This is a genomic window from Candidatus Woesearchaeota archaeon (genome assembly GCA_016188115.1).
Taxonomy (GTDB): domain Archaea; phylum Nanobdellota; class Nanobdellia; order Woesearchaeales; family GW2011-AR9; genus JACPIK01.
On sequence record JACPIK010000002.1, the window covers coordinates 515,547 to 536,460 of the forward strand.

General features: G+C 39.3%; 24 protein-coding genes and 1 other RNA gene. 10 read left to right on the forward strand and 15 right to left on the reverse strand.

What is annotated here, in order from left to right; all coding sequences use genetic code 11:
* Window positions 1-117: 117 nt before the first annotated feature.
* From HYV86_02740 to HYV86_02785, 10 genes are all read right to left on the reverse strand, one after another.
* Window positions 118-738, reverse strand: a complete 621-nt coding sequence (locus HYV86_02740; GenBank protein MBI2572752.1) for a V-type ATP synthase subunit D — start codon at window positions 736-738, stop codon at window positions 118-120.
* A 9-nt stretch (window positions 739-747) separates the two neighbouring features.
* Window positions 748-2,127 (reverse strand): V-type ATP synthase subunit B, encoded by a 1,380-nt coding sequence (locus tag HYV86_02745; protein MBI2572753.1) that lies wholly within the window; start codon window positions 2,125-2,127, stop codon window positions 748-750.
* A gap of 11 nt (window positions 2,128-2,138) precedes the next feature.
* Window positions 2,139-3,902 carry a V-type ATP synthase subunit A gene (locus HYV86_02750; protein MBI2572754.1) on the reverse strand — a complete coding sequence of 588 codons (1,764 nt, stop codon included), beginning with the start codon at window positions 3,900-3,902 and terminating at the stop codon, window positions 2,139-2,141.
* Between the two features lie 73 nt (window positions 3,903-3,975).
* Entirely contained in the window at window positions 3,976-4,374 is a 399-nt protein-coding gene (locus HYV86_02755; GenBank protein MBI2572755.1) for a hypothetical protein, read from the reverse strand.
* 50 nt (window positions 4,375-4,424) lie between these two features.
* Window positions 4,425-4,718, reverse strand: a complete 294-nt coding sequence (locus HYV86_02760; protein ID MBI2572756.1) for a V-type ATP synthase subunit F — start codon at window positions 4,716-4,718, stop codon at window positions 4,425-4,427.
* Complete coding sequence (locus tag HYV86_02765; protein MBI2572757.1) at window positions 4,718-5,776, reverse strand: V-type ATPase subunit; 1,059 nt, start codon at window positions 5,774-5,776, stop codon at window positions 4,718-4,720. The genes HYV86_02760 and HYV86_02765 overlap by 1 nt, the downstream gene beginning before the upstream one ends.
* Window positions 5,769-6,323 (reverse strand): hypothetical protein, encoded by a 555-nt coding sequence (locus HYV86_02770; protein MBI2572758.1) that lies wholly within the window; start codon window positions 6,321-6,323, stop codon window positions 5,769-5,771. Before HYV86_02770 ends, HYV86_02765 begins: the two co-directional genes overlap by 8 nt.
* 70 nt (window positions 6,324-6,393) lie before the next feature.
* On the reverse strand, window positions 6,394-6,621 hold the full coding sequence (locus tag HYV86_02775) for a V-type ATP synthase subunit K (GenBank protein MBI2572759.1): 228 nt from the start codon (window positions 6,619-6,621) through the stop codon (window positions 6,394-6,396).
* A 110-nt stretch (window positions 6,622-6,731) separates the two neighbouring features.
* The gene (locus tag HYV86_02780; GenBank protein MBI2572760.1) at window positions 6,732-8,690 is read right to left on the reverse strand and encodes a V-type ATP synthase subunit I; all 1,959 of its coding nucleotides are present in this window, start codon (window positions 8,688-8,690) and stop codon (window positions 6,732-6,734) included.
* Window positions 8,691-8,703: 13 nt separating this feature from the next.
* Window positions 8,704-9,012 carry a hypothetical protein gene (locus HYV86_02785; protein MBI2572761.1) on the reverse strand — a complete coding sequence of 103 codons (309 nt, stop codon included), beginning with the start codon at window positions 9,010-9,012 and terminating at the stop codon, window positions 8,704-8,706.
* 213 nt (window positions 9,013-9,225) lie between these two features.
* Here HYV86_02785 and HYV86_02790 point away from each other — a divergent pair, with 213 nt between their 5' ends.
* A complete protein-coding gene (locus tag HYV86_02790) occupies window positions 9,226-9,996 on the forward strand; it encodes a hypothetical protein (GenBank protein ID MBI2572762.1) in 771 nt (256 codons plus the stop codon).
* A 49-nt stretch (window positions 9,997-10,045) separates the two neighbouring features.
* Window positions 10,046-10,316, forward strand: an RNA gene (ffs, locus tag HYV86_02795) — signal recognition particle sRNA.
* 33 nt (window positions 10,317-10,349) lie between these two features.
* Here the strand turns inward: ffs and HYV86_02800 are convergent.
* Window positions 10,350-12,017, reverse strand: a complete 1,668-nt coding sequence (locus HYV86_02800) for an aminoglycoside phosphotransferase family protein (protein MBI2572763.1) — start codon at window positions 12,015-12,017, stop codon at window positions 10,350-10,352.
* Between the two features lie 42 nt (window positions 12,018-12,059).
* Window positions 12,060-12,950 (reverse strand): hypothetical protein, encoded by an 891-nt coding sequence (locus tag HYV86_02805; GenBank protein ID MBI2572764.1) that lies wholly within the window; start codon window positions 12,948-12,950, stop codon window positions 12,060-12,062.
* Window positions 12,951-13,089: 139 nt separating this feature from the next.
* Between HYV86_02805 and HYV86_02810 the strand changes: the two genes are divergently transcribed.
* The 8 genes from HYV86_02810 to HYV86_02845 are packed head-to-tail and all read left to right on the forward strand — an operon-like array spanning window position 13,090 to window position 18,442.
* Complete coding sequence (locus tag HYV86_02810) at window positions 13,090-13,407, forward strand: hypothetical protein (GenBank protein MBI2572765.1); 318 nt, start codon at window positions 13,090-13,092, stop codon at window positions 13,405-13,407.
* Between the two features lie 6 nt (window positions 13,408-13,413).
* Window positions 13,414-13,881: a hypothetical protein gene (locus tag HYV86_02815; GenBank protein ID MBI2572766.1), complete on the forward strand. Its 468-nt coding sequence runs from the start codon at window positions 13,414-13,416 to the stop codon at window positions 13,879-13,881.
* Entirely contained in the window at window positions 13,878-14,504 is a 627-nt protein-coding gene (locus tag HYV86_02820; protein ID MBI2572767.1) for a hypothetical protein, read from the forward strand. The genes HYV86_02815 and HYV86_02820 overlap by 4 nt, the downstream gene beginning before the upstream one ends.
* The gene (locus HYV86_02825) at window positions 14,501-15,226 is read left to right on the forward strand and encodes a hypothetical protein (protein MBI2572768.1); all 726 of its coding nucleotides are present in this window, start codon (window positions 14,501-14,503) and stop codon (window positions 15,224-15,226) included. Before HYV86_02820 ends, HYV86_02825 begins: the two co-directional genes overlap by 4 nt.
* Complete coding sequence (locus HYV86_02830) at window positions 15,223-15,930, forward strand: hypothetical protein (GenBank protein MBI2572769.1); 708 nt, start codon at window positions 15,223-15,225, stop codon at window positions 15,928-15,930. Before HYV86_02825 ends, HYV86_02830 begins: the two co-directional genes overlap by 4 nt.
* A gap of 14 nt (window positions 15,931-15,944) precedes the next feature.
* Window positions 15,945-16,808, forward strand: coding sequence for a hypothetical protein (locus HYV86_02835; GenBank protein ID MBI2572770.1), 864 nt, complete (start codon window positions 15,945-15,947; stop codon window positions 16,806-16,808).
* Entirely contained in the window at window positions 16,805-17,947 is a 1,143-nt protein-coding gene (locus tag HYV86_02840; GenBank protein ID MBI2572771.1) for a hypothetical protein, read from the forward strand. The genes HYV86_02835 and HYV86_02840 overlap by 4 nt, the downstream gene beginning before the upstream one ends.
* Window positions 17,948-18,007: 60 nt before the next feature.
* The gene (locus HYV86_02845) at window positions 18,008-18,442 is read left to right on the forward strand and encodes a VOC family protein (GenBank protein MBI2572772.1); all 435 of its coding nucleotides are present in this window, start codon (window positions 18,008-18,010) and stop codon (window positions 18,440-18,442) included.
* Here HYV86_02845 and queG read toward each other — a convergent pair.
* The 3 genes from queG to HYV86_02860 all read right to left on the reverse strand — a co-directional run bounded on the left by queG (window position 18,439) and on the right by HYV86_02860 (window position 20,851).
* The gene (gene queG, locus HYV86_02850; protein MBI2572773.1) at window positions 18,439-19,404 is read right to left on the reverse strand and encodes a tRNA epoxyqueuosine(34) reductase QueG; all 966 of its coding nucleotides are present in this window, start codon (window positions 19,402-19,404) and stop codon (window positions 18,439-18,441) included. The two genes, HYV86_02845 and queG, sit on opposite strands and share 4 nt — an antisense overlap.
* Before the next feature lie 88 nt (window positions 19,405-19,492).
* Window positions 19,493-19,720, reverse strand: coding sequence for a hypothetical protein (locus HYV86_02855; GenBank protein ID MBI2572774.1), 228 nt, complete (start codon window positions 19,718-19,720; stop codon window positions 19,493-19,495).
* Window positions 19,721-19,732: 12 nt separating this feature from the next.
* Entirely contained in the window at window positions 19,733-20,851 is a 1,119-nt protein-coding gene (locus tag HYV86_02860) for a hypothetical protein (protein ID MBI2572775.1), read from the reverse strand.
* Window positions 20,852-20,914 lie beyond the last annotated feature (63 nt).

Sequence of the window (20,914 nt, forward strand, 5' to 3'; positions counted from 1 at the left end):
CCAACTTATAATACCCATACACAGCCACGGCAATAAACAATAATAAATTAATCACAAACAGCGCAACCCGAATAAAAATAAATTTATTCATCGGTTTGGAAAACCATTCTCGAAAACTCATGCTTTCCCCTTAATCCTCTTCAACCGAAAGACATTCTCGCGATCCATTTCTTCAAGCCGTAGCCCAATAAACTTACGTACTTCTTCCATGGCAGGAATCCGGCTAAACTCTAAAGCATTAACACGTCGTTTGGTTTTCTCAATCTCTTTCAACAATCGCTTGATCGCTGTCTCCACTTCCGCAACCCGAAGAACATTCTCAACGACTGTTTCATATGATCCCATCGCTTGGTCAATCACCGGCGTAGAACTTGCCATACTTAAATTACGTTCTACCAATGTTTTAGAGATTTTAGTACCAGTAATTTTGGGAACACGTACACCCATGATGTTTTTTGTTTCTACATCAACTTGAGGTTGTTGTGTTACGGCAAAAGCCAGAGAGCTTAATCTAAAATCAGTATGCATCACTCGTGCAAGATTCATATGCTCTTCCGCACCAACATAGGCAGCAGTAAGTTCGCTACGTGCTGTCTTTGCTTTCTTCATCAATTCGAAGAATTCAAGAATGAGACCATCTCGCTTCTTCTTAAGTAATGAATGTCCAGACTTCGCTAACTTAATCTGCTTCTTTAACTTCAAGAGTTCGCTTCGCGTTGGTTTTACATCAAGTGCCATAGTCTAACCTTATTTCCCACCATAATACTTCTGCTTCAATGATGGACTTACCCGAGTTAACATGCGTTCAGGCATGCTACGCAGTTGTTCCCAACACACATCAAGTGATCGTTTAATGGAACGGTCTTCACGTTTTCCCTGCATGACAATATGCTGTTCAAAGAGTTGTGCAAAGTTCAAGAGCATTCTATCTTTCTCACTGAGTGCTTCTTCTCCAACAATTGCTACTAAGCCACGTAGATCAACACCTTCTGCATAGTTTGCATACATCTGATCTGAAACGTTTTTGTGATCGTCACGGGTTTTTTCAGGACCAATACCCATGTTAGCTAACCGGGACAATGAAGGCAAGACGTTAATCGGAGGGAAAATGCTCTTACGATGTAATTCCCGACTCAGAACAATTTGTCCTTCAGTAATGTATCCTGTCAAATCTGGAATTGGATGAGTAATATCATCACCAACCATAGTCAAGATAGGAATCTGTGTTACGGAACCTTTACGACCTTTAATCAAACCTGCACGTTCATAGATCATCGCAAGATCTGTGTACATGTACCCAGGATAACCACGACGACCAGGAACTTCTTCACGTGCTGCGCCAATCTCACGCAGTGACTCACAGTAATTAGTCATATCAGTTAAGATGACCAGTACGTGAGCATCTTCTTCATAGGCAAAATATTCTGCTGCAGTCAAAGCCATACGTGGTGTAACGAGACGTTCAACTGCAGGATCGTTAGCCAAATTAAGAAACACCACACTACGTTCAATTGCGCCTGTTTCTTCAAAATCTTTCATGAAGTATTGCGCTTCTTCGTTAGTAATTCCCATTGCGGCAAAAACAACGATGAATTTTTCATTTGTCCCAACAACTTTTGCTTGACGAGCAATTTGCAATGCAATTTCGTTGTGCGGTAAGCCCGAACCTGAAAAGATAGGGAGCTTCTGACCACGTACAAGAGTGTTCATAACATCAATAGTGCTAATACCTGTTTGAATAAAATCAGCGGGAGATGCCCGAGAGTACGGATTAATTGCTGCACCAGTAATGTCAAGATTTTTCTTTCCGATAATTGGTGAGCCACCATCAATTGGTTTTCCTGCACCGTTAAAGACGCGACCCAACATATCTTTCGAAACCGGAAGTTTGATGTTCTCTTTCAAGAATTTTACTTTTGCATCTTTACTAATTCCGCTGGTTCCTTCAAAAATTTGAACGACAACCATATCATCGCTAGTATCAAGAACTTGTCCTGATTTAATTGTGCCATCAGCAAGGGTAACTTTAACGAGAGTTCCGTAGCCTACTGGTTCTGTTTTTTCAACAAAGACGAGTGGTCCTGCAACTTTTGTAATTGATTTATATTCTTTTAAAGTGGTAGTCATGGCCATAGTAATCACCTGGAGAGAGCACGAATCTCAGATTCAATGCTCTTCTGTACTTCTTTTAAGAGTGTTTCATAGTCACGTTCGAACTTCGCTTCTCCAATACGATCTTTTGCTTTAATTGCAAGTAGATCAGTTACGCGTGCTTTCTGTTCGAGTGCGGCTGTTGCGTGATCAGCATACAACAAGACTGTTTTCATCAAGAGATAACTCTTTTTCAAGTCACAGTAGGTATCAATGTCGTGGAAGGCATTTTGCTGCAAGAGAAACTCACGAATCAAACGAGCAACTTCAAGAGTAAGTTGTTGTTTTGGAGGAAGAGAATCTGAACCTACCAGTTGAACAATCTCAAGAAGTTTATCTTCTTCTTGCAAGATCGTCATCATGCGAGTTACCAAAGCACGCCAATCTGCTGCTGCATGTTTGGTAAACCATGGTTCTAACCCATCCATGTACAAAGAATAACTGGTCAACCAGTTAATCGATGGAAAATGACGACGTTGAGCAAGTTTTGCATCCAATGCCCAAAATGTTTTAACGACACGAAGCGTATTTTGGGTAACTGGTTCGGAGAAGTCTCCACCTGCAGGAGATACTGCACCAATAACCGTAACAGATCCTTCTTTGGTTGTCCCAAGAGGAATAACCATGCCCGCTCGTTCGTAAAATTCAGCAAGACGAGTTGCAAGATACGCAGGATATCCTTCTTCACCAGGCATCTCTTCAAGACGTGAGGAAATTTCACGCATTGCTTCTGCCCAACGTGAAGTTGAATCTCCCATCATCGCAACATGGTATCCCATATCACGGAAATATTCTGCAAGAGTAACACCAGTATAAACGCTTGCTTCGCGCGCTGCGACGGGCATGTTAGAGGTATTAGCAATAAGAACAGTACGATCCATCAATGGGCCACCGGAACGAGGATCTTTCAAATGAGGAAATTCAGTAAGAACTTCGGTCATCTCGTTACCACGTTCGCCACACCCTACATAGACGATAACATCAGCGTCACTCCATTTTGCGAGTTGTTGCTGTGAAACGGTTTTTCCTGCACCAAACGGACCTGGAATAGCAGCTGCACCACCTTTGGCAAGAGGAAAGAAAATGTCAAAGACACGTTGACCAGTTAAGAGTGGAACACTAGGCGCTTGTTTTTTAGCATAAGGACGTGCAACACGTACTGGCCAGCGTTGCATCATAGCAATTTTGTGATTACCTTGTGATCCTTCAAGTGTACAAACAGTATCATCAACGGTAAATTTACCTGGTTTAATTTCACTAATTTTTCCTTCCATACCTGGAGGAACCATGATTTTATGGAGGAATGTTGGCGTTTCTTGAACTTCACCAATGAAATCGCCACCTTTAACCATATCACCTTTCTTTTTAAGTGGTTTAAAGTCCCACTTTTTCTCGTGATTAAGACCAGGTGCATCAACACCGCGAAGAATAAAATCACCCATCTCTGCTTGCAGAACAGGAAGAGGACGTTGAATTCCATCATAAATAGATGTAAGAAGACCTGGACCTAATTCAACAGATAAACGCTGACCAGTGTTTTCAACTGGCTCACCAGGCATAATACCAGTAGTATCCTCGTAAACTTGAACGACAGTATTCTCACCATCAATACGGATGACTTCACCCATTAAGCGTTCTTTGCCTACACGTACAATATCATACATGCATGCATTAAGACCGCGAACGACCACAACAGGTCCTGCGATTCGATATAAAATTCCAGTTTGTTTTTTGTCTGATTTTTCTGCCATGAGTATCACCTAACGGTTCTGTTTAAGTTGTTTAAATTTCATTTTTTGTATTTTGTTCTTGATTAAAGTTTGATTAAAGTAAAAGTGCACCCATATCTGTTGTTAATCGACGTTGTGCATTAGGAGGTATTGAAAAACCAGCTACTTGCCTTGTTCTATTATCATACTCAAACTGTACTAATTGTCCTTGAAGATTATCTACATACCTCAATCCAGTCTCTTCAAAGAACTCAAGAGGCACACAGCCCCTCATTAATCTTTGCGTTAAATCAGGATTTAGTTCTAATGTTTGGCGTTGACGATCAATATCTTCAACCTGAAGACGAACATACAAATCTCCATCTCTGGTGTGATTTGGTAGAGCAGTGATTATAGTATATATTCCCCTAACTGTATTTTGGCTCGGTCTGCGTCGTTCTCTAAACGTATAACTATAATCAAAAGGTTCATCTCTCAATTCCCCTTGTATCATACTTTCACCATGTAATTTTGTAAGTCTTTTAATATCATCATGTCACTACCCTAATTCTCTTTCATGAGATCCACACCAATGGATTGAATAATCATCTTTCTCAATTCATCCTGTCGTGTCTCTTTGGAAAGCACAACAAAAACCGGGTCAAGAGATGAAACCACATCCTCACGTACACGTGGATCTAATCCAGCAAAAATTTCTTCTTGCATGATTACCACACCAATGGTAGCATTTGAAAAAAGCGAAGCAACTTGCGATACGTCATCAACAACGATACGTATTCCAGCAAGACGAAAGCCTAACGTGAATTCGGGATTTCCCACAACGGCGATTTCTTTCATTAGCTCACCACCAATTGATCAACATATTTTGCTGCCACAGCAAGTTTTTTGCCTTTGACAATGATTTTGAGATTGCGTACTTCGATTTCCTTAGCAAACATAAAGCCCAAGATATAATTCGCGCTTAAGAGATGGCGATGCATCAAAAGAGATTCTTTGCGTAAAAGCGATCTCTCCAGATCAATTTCAAGTCGCACATCATAGTCTGGTTCATCACCAGTAAGTGCAGTTCTCTTATGCCTATGTAAATACGCTGCAAACGCAGATTTAGAATGAATCTTAGCTAAAGTGTGAATAAAGTAAGAGGGTGAAAGTAAGTGTGGAGTGACATCATAATTCCCATCATTAACAAAACGAAGAAGCATTTTAATGTTGAGGGTTTCAATTTCTTGTTCAACAAACGCAAGGATAGCTCGTCCTTCACCTCGCACACTTCGAGCAAATTCAACCATACGATCAATGTAGTATTGATCAAGTACATTCTCCAACACAAAAAGATCAGACGAAACAATTTTCATCTCTTTAAATGGAGCAAGTGCACTAATAGTTTGTTCAAATGTTTCTTTTGATAACACCGATTCCCAAAATGCAGGTGCATAGTTAAGTGAATCATATAAAAGAGGAGTAACATGAGCCGTTGGAATATGAGCTGCTTTAGCACGTAATACCGTTTTCATATTCGCAATATCATAGCGTAAAAGATACAACGCAATCAATTCCTGAAGTGAGCCTTGCGAAATCGCATGAAGCTTACGAAATGTTCTCATTAAGTTTGCGTTTAATGCTTGTTCGACAACTTTAAGACCATGAGCCAGAACTTCATGATCATCAATTTCTTTTTTGTAAGACGAATCTTGCAAGAAACGCAGAACTTCATAATAGCCCATCTTCTCAAGACGATCATAATCCTGTTTAGCAAGAAGCGTTGATTTCATTACTGCAACACGAGCATAAGTGTAGGGAGAGAAACGGATCCGACGTTTGGACAGTGAATGATTTACTCCACCAATCCCGATTCTCTTCAACAGTCCTACTCTTGCTATGCCTACGTTAGTCATTGCTAAAAAGCACCTCGTTTAACTCGCCACCTTTCGTTTCCATCAAGTGTGAGAGAAGTTCTTCAATGCTGTAATTAACACTGACCTTGCCATCTGCGGTTTCCGCAATCAAACCACCAGCAATATCTTTTGCAACTACTTTAACAGACCCTTTCATGAGCCCTTCATCTTGTTTGTTAACATAGACTGTTGCTACATCAATTTCTTTACGTGCTTTGACAAGCAACATAGTCAGAAATTTCTGTTTCTCAGTTTTGTTTAACGAAAGTATGTGATCACGTACTTGTGTTTTAAGATCCTGCACAAGTTGTGTTCGCAGATTCATTTCGCGACGTTGTGCTTCAAATCGTGCAGCACCCAGAGTTTTACGCTCCATTGAGTCGAGCAATTGGCTCGTTCGTTGGGTAGTTTGTTCTTTGTACTGTTTAATTTCTTCACGTGTCTTTGCAAGAATTTCACTTGCTTGTGATCGCGCATCAGCTACAACACGATCTGCTTCAGCTTGTGCTTGTTCTACAATTTCATTTTTGACGTTATCAAGTCCCATGGACATCACCTTGCAATCTAATCATTAATCTAGCATTAACCTAAGTTAGGTTACAAATCCTCTAAAAGATTTATCCTGCAAGACCAATGATCAAGATTGCTGCTACTAGACCAAAGATTACAATGGTTTCTGGAATAACTGTTAAGATAAGACCTTTTCCAAAGAGACTCTCTTTCTCTGCCATTGCGCCTACTGCGGCGGTACCAATTGAGCTTTCTGCCCACGCTGCTGCAAGTGCACTTACACCGATCGCGATGCCTGCGCCAATTGCAATTAATCCTGCTTGTTCTGCTGCCATTTTGTATATACCTCGTATAATTTATTTTGTTTGTTTTAATTTTGTTCTTTGATTTTAATGTTGTTTTTCAAGTTTAAATTTCAAGTTTAAATTTTTTCAATTATTTTCAATTAGTTACTCCCTTCCTTCTCATTTTTCTTACCAAATGGTTCATATGCAACTCCTCCTCCTCGATAGAACTTAGAGAAGAACTCAACATAATGAAGACGCACCCCATGTAAAAATGGACCGATAACTCCTAAGAGTAAATTGATCAAATGTCCAAACAACATGATGACAATTCCTATGACTATGAAAATACCACCTTTATCAATAAAAGGTAATGCCAATTTCTCATTCACAACCACAGCAAGACCAACTCCTGCTAAACCCACAGCACCTAAGCGCATGTAGCTTAATGTTTGAGAGATAATTGCAGGAATTTCAACAATACCTTGTACGCCTTCGCCAATTGCGAGTAAGACCACCCCAATAACCGCTACTCCTACACCCACCAAATAATGAAGAGGTATCATGTGAAGAGTCGACATAACAGCCAAAATAGCACCTGCTTCCAAAATGATCCAACTTATTTTTGCTTCAAGCGCATGCACAAAACCATGATGCTGCCATTCATTAATTGTTCCGATAAGTAACCCTAAATTAAGGTGAATAAACCCAATAATTGCCCCGACAACTAATACTGTAAGGAGTTCAAAACCCAAGATAGTAACATGACTATGCGCACGATTAAGCAATCGTGGAAAATCATATACGATCAAAGACTCGCCATGTTCCATCAGTGTTTCTTGATGTAAACATAAACCTAGATTATCACACCAAGATTGACCTGTTTCTTGACTGACATGTTCAAAACCAAAGACTTCACCAAAGACGCCACCAAAAATGATTGACACAATGGAGGCAAAGAGTAAGACTGTTACCAACGGCTTGGAGCTTGCTGGTAGTTTTTTACGTAGAACATAAAACAGTACAGCAAGTACAGCACCGTAGCCAACATCCCCTAGCATGAAGCCAAAGAAAAATGGAAACGTAATCCAAAGCATAAATGTAGGATCAATTTCTGAATAGGAAGGTAAGCTATAGAGCTCTAGTAATGATTCGAATGGTTTAGCGATACGTGAATTCTTCATCTTCACGGGTGGTTGAGCATGATGATCTGGTTTTTCAAATTCGATATGAATATTGTTTTTTGTAACTTTAGTGAGAGAGTTTTCAATAGCTGCTTTTTGCGATGCAGGAACCCAACCTTCTGCCACAAAAGAACTTTGTGTCGTTGCGAATACAAGAGGTAATTCTTGTTTACGAATTTCAACTGCTAAATGTGATTCTAATCCAGCAAGATGAGGGAGTTGCTCATGCATTTTTTTTATTTTTTGTGTGACTGTATCAAATTCCCCCTGAATTCTCTTGAGCTGCTGCTCAGTTGATTTTTGTAATTGTGAAATAGGTTGAGTATGATCATCCAGATTAAATTGGGTAAACCCCACTGTTGAGAGAAGTGAACGTATTTTTGACTCTTCATCTTTGGTAAAAATAACAAGAAGAATATCTTCTTTCCATTGGATCGTAAGTGATTTTTGAGTTGCAAGCACTGCTTTTGCTTCATCAACTCTCGCAACTTTTCCTACTGCCACACCTAGAATTTTGGAAGATAATAGTGCTGCAAGGTCAACTTTGAATGAAGAAAGCAGGGCAAGTTGTTCTTTTTGGAGTGCAAGTTGATCTCGTTGTGATTGTAATGTGTTTTTAGAACTTAATAACACTGTTGCATCACTGCAAAAGCGACGTGTGCTGGCAAGAAGCTTGGTAAATGCGTCTGGAGTAAGAGTCGCGAGCTTTTTAGGTGCACTAACTGGTGGAAATTGAGCAAGAATAGCTCGAATTTGAACGAGAATTTTGGATAATTCTTCTGCGCCATGCTGGGGCGTACCAATATCTAAATTGGAGTCTCCTTTTACATGAGGAGTAATATGATATAATTCTAAATCATAAAGAGCATTAATAACAGCAGAGAGTTGAGTCTTTGCTGCAACAATCCGACACTTCAACATTTGCTCTGGTTTCATAATACTAATCTCCTTATTCTCCTACCACAGCATCAATAAGATTTTTCACAACTTTTACAGATTTCTTACCTGCATTTGTTTCAATTTTACGTAAACGTTTAGCGCCATCCTCAAGAATAGCCTCATATTTTCGATCCAATTCTTTGTTTTTTGCGGCTACATCAGCTTCAGCTTGTTGGTCAACTTTTTCCTTTTCGGTCGCGAGTAGATCCAATGCATCCTGACGTGCTTTAATGAGAATCTTTTCAGCATCTTTATGGGATTTTGCGAGAACAAGTTCAGCTTGTTTCTCAGCTTTGAGTATTTCTTGAACGTCTTTCATAGCGTTTTGGGGTATATGTATATTATATAATAACCACCTAAATAGACTAAATAGGAGTAAAGAGATAAGAATGCCAAAATCTAATCAAATAGCCGCCCGCCCAACTTGTAATACCCGTTTTTTTAAAGACCAGACTTAACAAAAACAAATTTGTCACTTTTAAATAGTTCTTTCAGAAGATTTATATCCAAAATCATCTTTAAATAAAAAAACATGGTACTTCAAATTCCAGACTACACTCGACATACCAATGGAGTGTATGTGCGCAGCGCAGAGAGTAATCTTACAGGCATACTCTGTCTCACGAGATCTAATAAGCCAACATTCGACCAAGTAGTAGATTTAATGCAAGAAAGCGCATATCGCGTAGCCAGTTTATTTTTCTACCCTGGACCACAACCAGATAAAAATGATCCTTTATCACGAGCAATAGGACAAGCAGAACCAAGTATTCGGTATGGATTAATACGCAAAGATCGCGCATTACTCGCATTGTTAGAAAGTATTTCACCTGCTCACGACAACGATCTTGAAACAAAATTTCTAGAATTTGCATATGGGGTTGTATATACTAAAGCGTTTCTTAATCCAAATAATAGAAGATATTTTAGTACAGCAGAAAATTGTCTAGCTCTTTTTGAACAACCAAATGTCAAACAGGAAGGACATGGGACTAAATGGAGCGTAAGAATTGGCCCGTATCATCAGACAGGAAGAGAAGTAAGTCTTGATGAGACTGTCAAAAGAAATATTTTTGCGCATGAAATAACAGAAACGCCACGTCAAGAAATGCAAAGGATCATACATGCTGCGATAACAATCCCTACAGAAGAGTTTAATGGATTTACCGATAATTCTTATCTTTATCTATTAAAAGCTGCATTAGAAACAATGCGCGAATTCATGCAAAATCAAGATGAAGACGATCAGAATACCGCCGAACCTTGGAAAAATATATCCTCCGCAAGAAATATTCTCTCGTAAGAATCGTAAGACAAAACTTTATAACTATTCTTCCTTTTTTCTACCATGAGGGATAGCTAGGCTGGGAGGTTAGCGTTCTCCTGTTACTCTCTACACGCTTCAGAGAGAGCCGAAGCCCAAAGAAGGGTCAGTCTGGTTGTAGTGGTCCTTGATGTTTTCGACGACGATCTGTCCTGTGGGATGGGCATCCTTGGAATCAGGTCAGATGCGGAAGCAAGCAGCCTTAACATGTATGTTTCATGTTCGCAGGGTCGCAGATCCGAGAGGCATGAAGGAATCAACCATTGTAATCAGAGTGATTCGACCCACAGGCGTGCCCCTAATCTTTTTCAACAAAGATAGTAAAGAATGAATTAATCACGTTCTAGCTTGTGAAGATACTTTCGAACACCACCACCTACAGCAAATCCACTTACGAGAGCCATAACTGCAGTTGCATAAAATGGTGTGGAGTCAAGATGATACTCATCTGCCATCATCCCCATCATACCATGTGTAACAGCAAGACTATACCCTAACATTCGAAAACCACTTTCTAATGCTTGAGTACGAGCATAGCGACGAAATATCTTTTCATCAACATCTCTTTTGATTCGTGATAATTCTGTTTCATCGACTGGTTTTAATGATTGCATAATTAATGACCAAACTCGAGAATCCATATTTTCTTGATAACTAGTATTTGTTGATTCAACGTAGTCTACGAATACTCCAAAACGATCTTTAATCGCATTACGTAGCCCCTCACTTTCAACTACTTCTAATGAACGTGAATAAAGATTTTGTGCGACCTGCTTCAAATTGTTCACAAGACCAGGTTCCACTTCATGCTGAGAAGAAAGATATTCAATCATGAACGTGATTTTATACAATGAGTATATGGTATGTTCTTTTTGTGCTGCTCCTCGACGTTCATCAGAAACGATGATTCCTTGAGAATGTAGCTTTTCATCAAGATATTGTTCATTTTCGGCTCGTGAAGATTCATCTAATGAACTATATTGGATAAAAGATGTTAATTCGGCAAAAAGATCACCATAACCTGCTCTGTCCCAATCAATCAACGTGATATTGGCATCACCAGTGTTGATACCAAGTTTAGATTTTGTACCGGTTGGTACCAACACATTATATGGATGTAAATCGCCATGGACAAATTCATCATGTTTAAGCTTTGAACGTACCTCTAGATCATAGGCAACCTTGAATGCAGACCCAAGACGACCTGACCAATGCTCTTGAAAAATAGCATCAAATTGATCAAACGATACCTCCCTAAATCGAGCAGGGAGAGCCAAATACTGTGAACGTGATAATCGGGGTCGTTCATCTCGAGCAAGATCATAGTAACGCATGGCTGCTTGATTATAACGATGAGTGAGTAATTCTCCTAATTCAGTTTTTCCACGAGATCGAGGAGGCGCACAAAATTCATGAGCGACAACATCAACATAATCTGCAAATGTGAAGTGAGGGTTACCAAGATTACTAACTTCTTTACGTGATTTCTCTTTAACAGAGATCTCAATGAGTGTGTCAAGAGTCTCACGAATCAAAGTATTACGTTGTTCTCCATTTTCTACATTTGTGAGAAGTATTTGATTCATTCTTCCTTCAGAAATTGCCCCCAATTCTGTACTTACATCTACCAGGAGTGGAACTCGTTGATCATCTAAATGAGAACGAATATATTTTTGTGCAGCAGCTCCACGTAATGTATGAGCAAAGCGAGAGGGTACATTCTTTTGGATTAATGTGAAACTACTATCATCTGGTAAGTGAATATTAGAAGTAAGAACATAACCACCATAACGAGAAATAGTACCACAGGGTTCTGAAACAAAACGTTCGCTTGAATTAAGAAATCCCGGAGCTGGATGTGCTTGATCACGAACACTAAGAAGATCGAGTATCGAAGTCATTCTTCGTTTTACATCGCGATTAGTAAAATAATATGAACCTATAGCATTAACTACTGTAACAGCATCCAAAAAACCTACAAGTATTGCTAACCCGTTCATAAAGCCTAAAAATGGAGCTCAATTTATAAAAGTTATCACTAACTAGTGACTATTTTCTCCCAGAAGAAGCAGAGTAGAATTGCAGGATTCGATTGCCATTAAAAGGGGGAGTAAATAAGCCACCGGTAGAGAAGAGACTTTCAAACTGAGCTGTTGATTAAGTTTAGAAAAGACACAGTCGTACCCTTCTCGCACTTTATAATTATCTACACTTGTTGGTGTTGCAAAAACAGCTCGAAAATACAGATGGGTTTCTTTAAGCAGAGATACAAAGGAAGGTTTAGACTTTTTGAGATGCCCATAAAGATAATAACAGGATCGTGCCATCATCCAACTGTAATTAACTAGAGTATAATAAGGTAAATGATGTTCGTCTGTCAGACGCTGCTGCGCGATCGTTCGGATAATCAAATCTCGATTTTTCAGAACATTACCTCGTAATAAGAAGAGCTGTTGTTCAGAATTAAAAGTTCTTGAAATAAGGTCTTGTTGAATAATCTCAAACATCGTATTAATAGAATGAACAATTTTGAGAAAATGAGCATGTAAATCAACAGTTTGGTTAAGAGTAGTATTTTTTACTACACAGCTATCTCTCCCAACATGAAGAAGTTCATATCCTGGCAAGAGATCTACAGTTTTTTGTAAATCAGATAGTATAGATGAATCTTTGAAGTTAACTTTAATCTCATCATACCCTGCACGATACAACCCACCAATGAGTGAGCGATAAACATTAAATGATGCTTTTTGAACAGAAAGAGTTGTTGTTTTAGTAGATGGCAGAGAGGTCGTTGAGACAATTTTAAGTGCATTCTCTTCTTCTATAACATCAATCTCCTGACCTGGTTCGAGATTGTGCGCTCGTACCCATTTGATAGGAAGCGAAACGGTGTAGCCACCCGCACCTTGTTTGATGAGTTTTCTGCGCATAGTGGACGTGGGAGCATGATTCTATTTAAATTTTTGTATTTTAATATTATTTATATTAATAATATAAGAAGAATATAATTACAAACCAGAGGTTTGAATGGAGAAGTGGTCGAGGTAGATGAAATACTAGGTAAAAAACATGAACCCGCTACCAAAATATGCCCTCCAAATATATCGACAGGGATTAGACCAGCTAGTCCAGCAACACGCAGATTTAGTCACTCCACCAATAAGAAACTATCTTGAGCATTCTGGACCCAAAGAAGATCCATTCTTGAGACAGACTTATTTAGATCTTAGTGAACAATATAAACGACGAGAAACACAATTCGAGACAGGATCAATAGAACATACCTTCTTCCACGAAATGAGTAAAGCCTACCAAGCGAGATCATTTGAGCATGCTACTCAAAAAGCAAGAGCAGCATTATCGCGAGCTAGACGAAAATTAGGTTAAAACACCATGGACCAAACCAAAATTGAAACTCTTAAAAATGCAGGAGTCTTAACTATGTTAGCTGCAAGTCTAGCAGTAGGTGCCTCTCCCTTCATTTTTTTTTACAAAGAAGTTCTAGCAAGAAATGAGTTTAATACATATGATAGTAGAGCTGACAATGAGGTTCCCTGCCCAGATTATGTTACACATTCCTGGAAAAAGGTACTCCAAGCAACAACAAAGATTGAAGATGATTTAATTGACTACTGCTCAGAAAAACTAAGCGAAAAATTACCAGGTAATCGCCGTTGGACAACAACACCGATGGAATCACTCGGATTTGATCTTCGCACGCAACTTAGTCAAGAATTAACCGCGCAAGGTCTTGAATTTACAATTCATCGAGCACAGGTGCAATGCGGAAGGTTAACTACTTTTGGATCGAATGTCAAGCTCTATTTGAATTTGGAATATAATCCGGGAGAGAAAAAATGAAACAAACCCTCTACACATTGACCGCAACGACGCTAGTGGCATTAACTGCTTGTAATGCTCCAATTCGACAAGATTTTCAAAGACCATACCAGGCTCTTTTTCCAGAGGAATTATTGTTCAATCCCTATAAAGATATGGAACAAATTCGAGAACCTGGTAATGATAATCTCTACACTACAAAATTACTTACTCTTGCAGCAAAGATTGTTGGAAAAGAAGCACGCATAAAAGATGTGCGAGAAACACCACTTCTTCAAAAAATGGACACAATTAAATTTAGATTGCCAGATGGAACAAATGGATACAAGTCTAGAGAAATACCGGGAGAGTTCTACATTCCTGGAAGAGAAGTGGGCATAGGAGATGATATCTGGAAGCCTGATCGCGGGAGAATTTTTGTGGAACTCTATAATCCAGGTAAGTCTACAACACAATTAGTGGAATTTGATGCCTATTGGGGTGTTAGCCCCTATCCTGCTGCTCTTCAAACTATTGCGCGAAAAGCGGATGGAAAATTCGGAGACGGCAATGGCAAAGTAAGTGTAGGCGAAGCTGAAAAATGTACTAAAGCTATTATTTTAGAAGAGATTGTGAAATATAAAGCTCGGACAGGTAAACAATGAAACAATTATCATATGCATTAACACTTACCACTCTTACAGCTTGTGGTGGCACACAAGTACAAGACTGTCTTAACTCAATAGATAATGGACCGCGTCTAGAACAAGGGTACCAGTTGGTCGATCATTCTAAGTGCCCTAGTGAAGTTAATGACTCTACTCAAAATTTTATCTGGAAATATCAAGAGGTAGAGCCATTTATTTCATCTACAGCATTACAGGTAGAAGAATTATTACATGGAAGGAGGGGAGACCATAGAACTCAGCAGGGTATTGAAGATCTAAAAACTAAATTTGAAACGCAGCGGACTCACTTCATCGATTTTTATAACCAGTATGAACCAGCCCAATGTACTCCTCGAGCTCAACCTTGTATCTATTTTAGTGAAAATTATTTCAGGATGATTAGAGCCAATGAAAGATCAGTCGATGAAATGCTTCCACAATTTGAACAAGGAATTCAGCGTTTCATTTCTGCTAATACTTCTTTTAGAGAAGCCTACCAAGAAGAACGAAATAATTTTTTCCCCAATTGGGAAATGTTAGGATCTCTATTAGATAATGTTGAAACGGCTGCACGTGAAGTAAAAACACTCCCCTCTGGAGAGAATATTATTTTGTATATGGGACAATACATTCACGACACACAGGAGATGGAAAAAATGATGCGTGATGAAAAAACACGTATTGAAACAGTAAATCAAAGAGGAAATAATACACAATGAAATTAGCGTACACTTTAGCATTAGTAGGAGCAGTAAGTTGCAACTCTCCCGAGTTATCACCAGTTTACATTGAAAAAGTAGAATTACGTCTTGGATACAAAGCTCATCCTGATTATAGGTCAGATTCGCCTCGCCAGAAAGAAAGCATGATGCAGCTTGAACAAGCAGTACGAGAAGAATTAATTGAAATGATCGAAGCTCAGGATCTTAAAGGTGTTTTTAGAGAACATTCTGCCTGGGTTAGAAAACACAATGAAAACTTAAAAAAAGTAGGTCGCTATCTAAACCCCTCTGACCCATATGATACCAGCATTGAATTAGAACGGGTTCAAAATGGACGATGGGAACTTGATTTGCATCAGAATTTTGAGAAGAAGTTCCCTGGTTGCAGCATTGCATTTGGGGGCGATATTATTTATCTTTTAGAAAAAGAAAGATCAATGAGTGAAACGTTACAATTTTCATATTGTCTACAAGGTCAAGAGAGCAAATGCCCCCCTCAACAGGTATACCTACCAAGAGTTAATGTTAATGCACATTGTGGAACACTTCCGGGCCAAAAGCCAAATGTTGATTATTCTACTATTGAAGACACTATGGCTTCACAAAATGGAGTTACACCACCTCAAATTGATCCTCTTGAGCAGGTAATAGTAAATCTGTGCACTGATCCTGTTAAAGAGATAGAGAGATGGATGGAATAAACCGGAGAAAAAGCATGAACCAATCAATCACATCAATAATCCTTGGACTATCACTTAGCGCTTGTAGCACACCGCAACAGCAAACACTCCCTGAAGACGCCAAACCAAAAGCCGCATTTGATTACAGTAAAGGCTTCATGCCAGCAGTGTCAAAATCAGAACTACCCAAAACTCCATGCCTTGTTCAACGCCTACAAGACAGCGTTAAAGCAGGAGAAAATTATATCTCCCGACAAGATCTCTTTGGCGAAAAATGTCACGTAAGTAAAGAAGAACAACAGCTCGAACCACATGTAAAAACTGTCCTGAGTTCTTATAGCAACGCAACCGCATTGCATGGATACCATATATTTCTGCAAGATCTTTCAGATTATCTTTCATCAGAAAAAACAAAACGTGTTGTACGAGATCATGCTCCTGCTATTGAATTCCAAGTATATCAAACTAAAATAACAGAAGCGCAAGATCGCCTAAGTCAAATGCGTGAAGACCTCAAAGAGGTAAATAGAGTCTACTCCTCATTCATTGCAAGTGTAGGAACACAAGAACCAACACGAGAACAACTCGTAACAGTAAAACAGACACTTGATGCCTATATCAAAAAAGCAGACACAGACAAATCAACAGGTATCACTCTTGCTAATTGCTTTGACTATGCCTGGAATCTTCTTGATGCGCAAGCAGGCGACCAAGATCTTAAAAAAATGGTTGCAGATGCACGACAAACTAAGATTATCCAACTCACGCACGCACGTAGTATTGATCTTAGAGAAGAAGTTGAGTCTTATTTTGGACCTGATACTGTCGAATTACCAATGCTTCTTCCGGTACCTACAATTCCTCAACCACCAATAACACCAGAGGAGATGTATCGATGAAACAAGAATTTTATTCAGCTTTAATAGCAACAGCATTGGCAGCATGTGGCGGAGCGCAGAACTCACAGAACCAACATTATTCATTTAAAGTAGATTCTCCACCTAGCACAGTAGAATTAGAGTGCATTACACAGATATTTACCAGTTATGATACATTTCATGCCGGCACTGCAGGGACATATGATGGAACAATTTATGGCAATGGCGAAGAAGAATGTACGAGAGCATTAGGTAATGAAAGTGGACAGTACTATGAATATATTAATTGGCTTGGTGGCACACTTAAAGCAAATTACGACCTTGCGAGAAACTTTGAGGATACATGGAAGGAAATTGATCGACAAACCCCTACATTTCAACTCTTCAAAACAAAAGCAGAACGATATAGAGAACAAGCCGCATGGCAATGGGGGGAATATTCTACAATTTTGGAACCATATCAAACTACTCGAACTGAATTTAGCCATATTGATACCCCTAGCGATAGGCATTTCAAATTAGAAACAGTTTGGAAACAAGGAACACTTGATGTTGAGAGGATAAGGGATGCATATCAAGAAGTCATTGAAACTCAAAGATTAATAGAACAACTAGAATTATTTCATGTAAAATTAGCAAGAATGACCCCTCAACTCAAAGAAGAACAGATGAGAGCAAATCAAAATCCTATTGAAACAGGGCTTAGAGATACACAAGAATATAACTTCAGAGAAAGAGAAATTTATGGGACACGACCTTCACCACAAACCAACAATGCGACTTTCGACCCCCATACAACTATCACGTGGGGAATTCATGCCGGAAACGGAGAAGTTCAAAAAGTCTGGGCAGTTCATAGCGATGGACCACAGGTTTCAACTTTGGTGATTTATGACCCAAGTCTTGCAGCTCAACCTTGTATCGACCACATAATTAGTAAAACCAAAGGTAATGAAACCAGAGAGTCCACAGTAGAAGAGTGCACGGCTGAAGGTTCAATCTTTGCTCAAACGAAAAATGAACCTCGTTTTCAAGCAAATGGCGAACCTTGTCGGAATTATCAACGTGTTAACCCACAAGCAGACTGTGGTCTTACCCAAGAAGGCTGGGATTACTTAGATACTCTAGTTGAAGAACTTAATGGTAGATGGAGAAATTAAGAGTAACAGAATCAAAATTTCAACGATAATTATTAATAATCGTACAAGTATCTTCTTCTCATGCAAATTAAAGAACTAGGCCACGTTGTACTTTATGTCACAGATATAGACAAAGTAGGAAATTTCTACAAAGACATTCTCGGTTTTAACCAAATTGCTCGACAACCAGGTATGGCAGCATTCTCCGGTGGCAGAACGCATCATGAATTACTTTTGATCGAGGTCGGCGGCAAAGCAGTGCACAAAAGCACACAACCAGGTTTGTACCACATCGGTTTTAAAATCGGCGATACGGATCAAGAACTCAAAGAAGCGATTCAAAATCTTAAAGAAAAAAATGTAACGATCGTTGGCACCGCTGATCATTGGGTGACCCACAGCCTCTACGTTCTCGACCCAGACGGTAATGAATTAGAATTATATGTTGATATCAATGACGGTTGGAAGAAAGATCCATCGATGGTTATGAAACCAACACGACATTTGAATATCTAATTAATTTTCCTATTCAACTTCTTCGCATTCCTCTGCATTCCACTATACCCTGCCCGCATCAATGGCGTTCCAGAATACCGCAAACGAAATTCTTGTTCAGATAACGACAACATCTCACCCACATTCAAAACATCATCTACCCTTCGGACTCGCAACGGACTAACATCCTGCCCCAACGCTTTCTTATTATACGGACACACCACCTGACAAATATCGCAGCCAAACATGTTGCCAAAGAGAGGTGGTGCTTGCACTGGAAATTCTCCACGATGTTCAATCGTCCAATAGGCAATACATTTTGACGAATCAAGTGTGCGAGGTCCAACAAGTGCTTTGGTCGGACAGGCATCTAAACAGCGAGTGCAATTACCACACGTCCCCTCAAAAGGAACATCTGGTTCAATAGGAACAGTTGTAAGAAAACACCCCAACATCACATATGAACCAAACTCTTTGGTAATCAACAAAGAATTACGACCAATAAAACCTAGTCCTGCTTTATAGGCAAAGTATTTCTCGAACACTGGTTTAGTATCACACGCAGCAAGAAGTTGCGCATCTCTAATACCATTCTGTTCAAACATCTGTTGCGCTTGCTCATCAAACTTCTTCATCATCCCTTTAAACACATGATGGTAATCTCGACTCCGTGCGTACAACGCCACGCATCCTTCTCCATCATGTTCATGGGCAAGAGAACATACGGGTTGAGCCATCGGCACATAAGAGAGTGCCACAACAATAATACTCTGCACACCTGGCAAAAGAAGGGAGGAATCTTTTCGCATCTCTTGTGTACGCTTCATATAATCCATCGACGCATGCTGTTTATTCAACAGCCAAGTATCGTACGCATCTTTAATCTCAGACTCAATAGACGAATCAGTAAAACCAACCAAATTGAAACCTACATCAAGTGCAAGTGTACGAAGTTGATCTTTCAAAAGTGAGGACTGACCCATACGAGCAAAAAATGATCACTTCTTCAAAAAACTTCATACCAAAAAGAAAAGAAAATTAAAACAGAAAAAGAAAATAAAAAAAGCAAACCTATTCAAAACTCAAATTTTCCAATTCCTCAAAGCCGGGATCTTCTTCAAGAGCAACGATATCTTTTTCCATATCATCAAAGTCATCAATACTTTCGAATTCTTCCGATTCACTTTCAGTAATTGGAGCTTGGTTTACTTCTTTTGTTGTGGGAGTTGAAGCCTGACTACAACCAAACACCAATAAAGCTATACTCAACACTGCAACAAGGGCAAGGATTTTTTTCATCTTCAATCACCTCTAGTTTGCTGCTGCAGTGGTATTAGCCGTGACATTTGCATCAGCTGCTACAGTAGTGTTTGATGCTTTATTTAACTCTTTGTACTTATGAACAAATTCACGCAAAAGCTCTTTACTAGCTTTAAGATCTTCTTTAACAACTTTCATGGAATCTTTCCATTCTTTGCGTGCTGTTTCTCCTTGTTCCCAAAGAGCTTTAGCAGCAGCGTAATCTGCTTCAAGTTTATCGGTGTTGGCATCAAATTTTGCTTTGATTTCAACTAATGCAGTAGTATCAACACTCTTCTCATCAAGAGCATCAATATGTGCATCCATACGAGCTGCAAGCGTGGTATGCTTCTCTACAAGTCCATCAAGTTTAGAGCTCATTAATTCACCAATCCATGATTTTTGAGAGTTATGCACATCAATCCACAATTTTTTAGCTTCTTTGATAGATTCACGAACTTCTTGTGCCGTTGCATTAGTCTGATTACTAAACTGTGCCTGCATTGAACTTATTTTTGCTTTAAGTTCAGCAAGATCAGCTTGAGCTTCTGCTTTTTCTTCAGCCGTCATATTGGATGCCTCGAGACGAGCTTCTAATTTAAGCACAGAGTTCTCTAACATTTCCAATGAATTATCCAAGTGAACCACAACCCCTTGGCGTAATTCTCCTTTAAGTTCACGACAGTCATCTTTATCTTCGCGACAGTTAGCAACTTGTTCTCGGATTTCAGAAAGATCTTTACGATGTTCAAGAACACGAGCTTTTGCATCCAACAAGCGTTGACGCGCATGCATATAACGATCTTCAATAACTTCTACACGAGTTTCAATACGTTCTTCGACACGTTCACGTCGTTCTTCACGGCGTTCAACACGATCTTCACGTTCAGCACGGATACGAGTTTTGACTTTACTCTCAGATCGCACATCTGCTTCATCAGAATCATCTTCTGTTTCAATTTCAGTCTCACTTTCTACTTCCACTTCAACATCTACTAGACCATCATCACTATCATCACTATCATCATCCGAATCACTATTACTCCCTTCATCTGCAAATGCCACAGGTACAATGCTTAAACAAAAGACAAGTACTGCAAGCAATGCTACAATTTTGTTTTTTAATTTCATATGCACACCTCCACCAAGGATTATCATCCTTTTTGTGAAATCAACCAGTTATGATTGACCTCA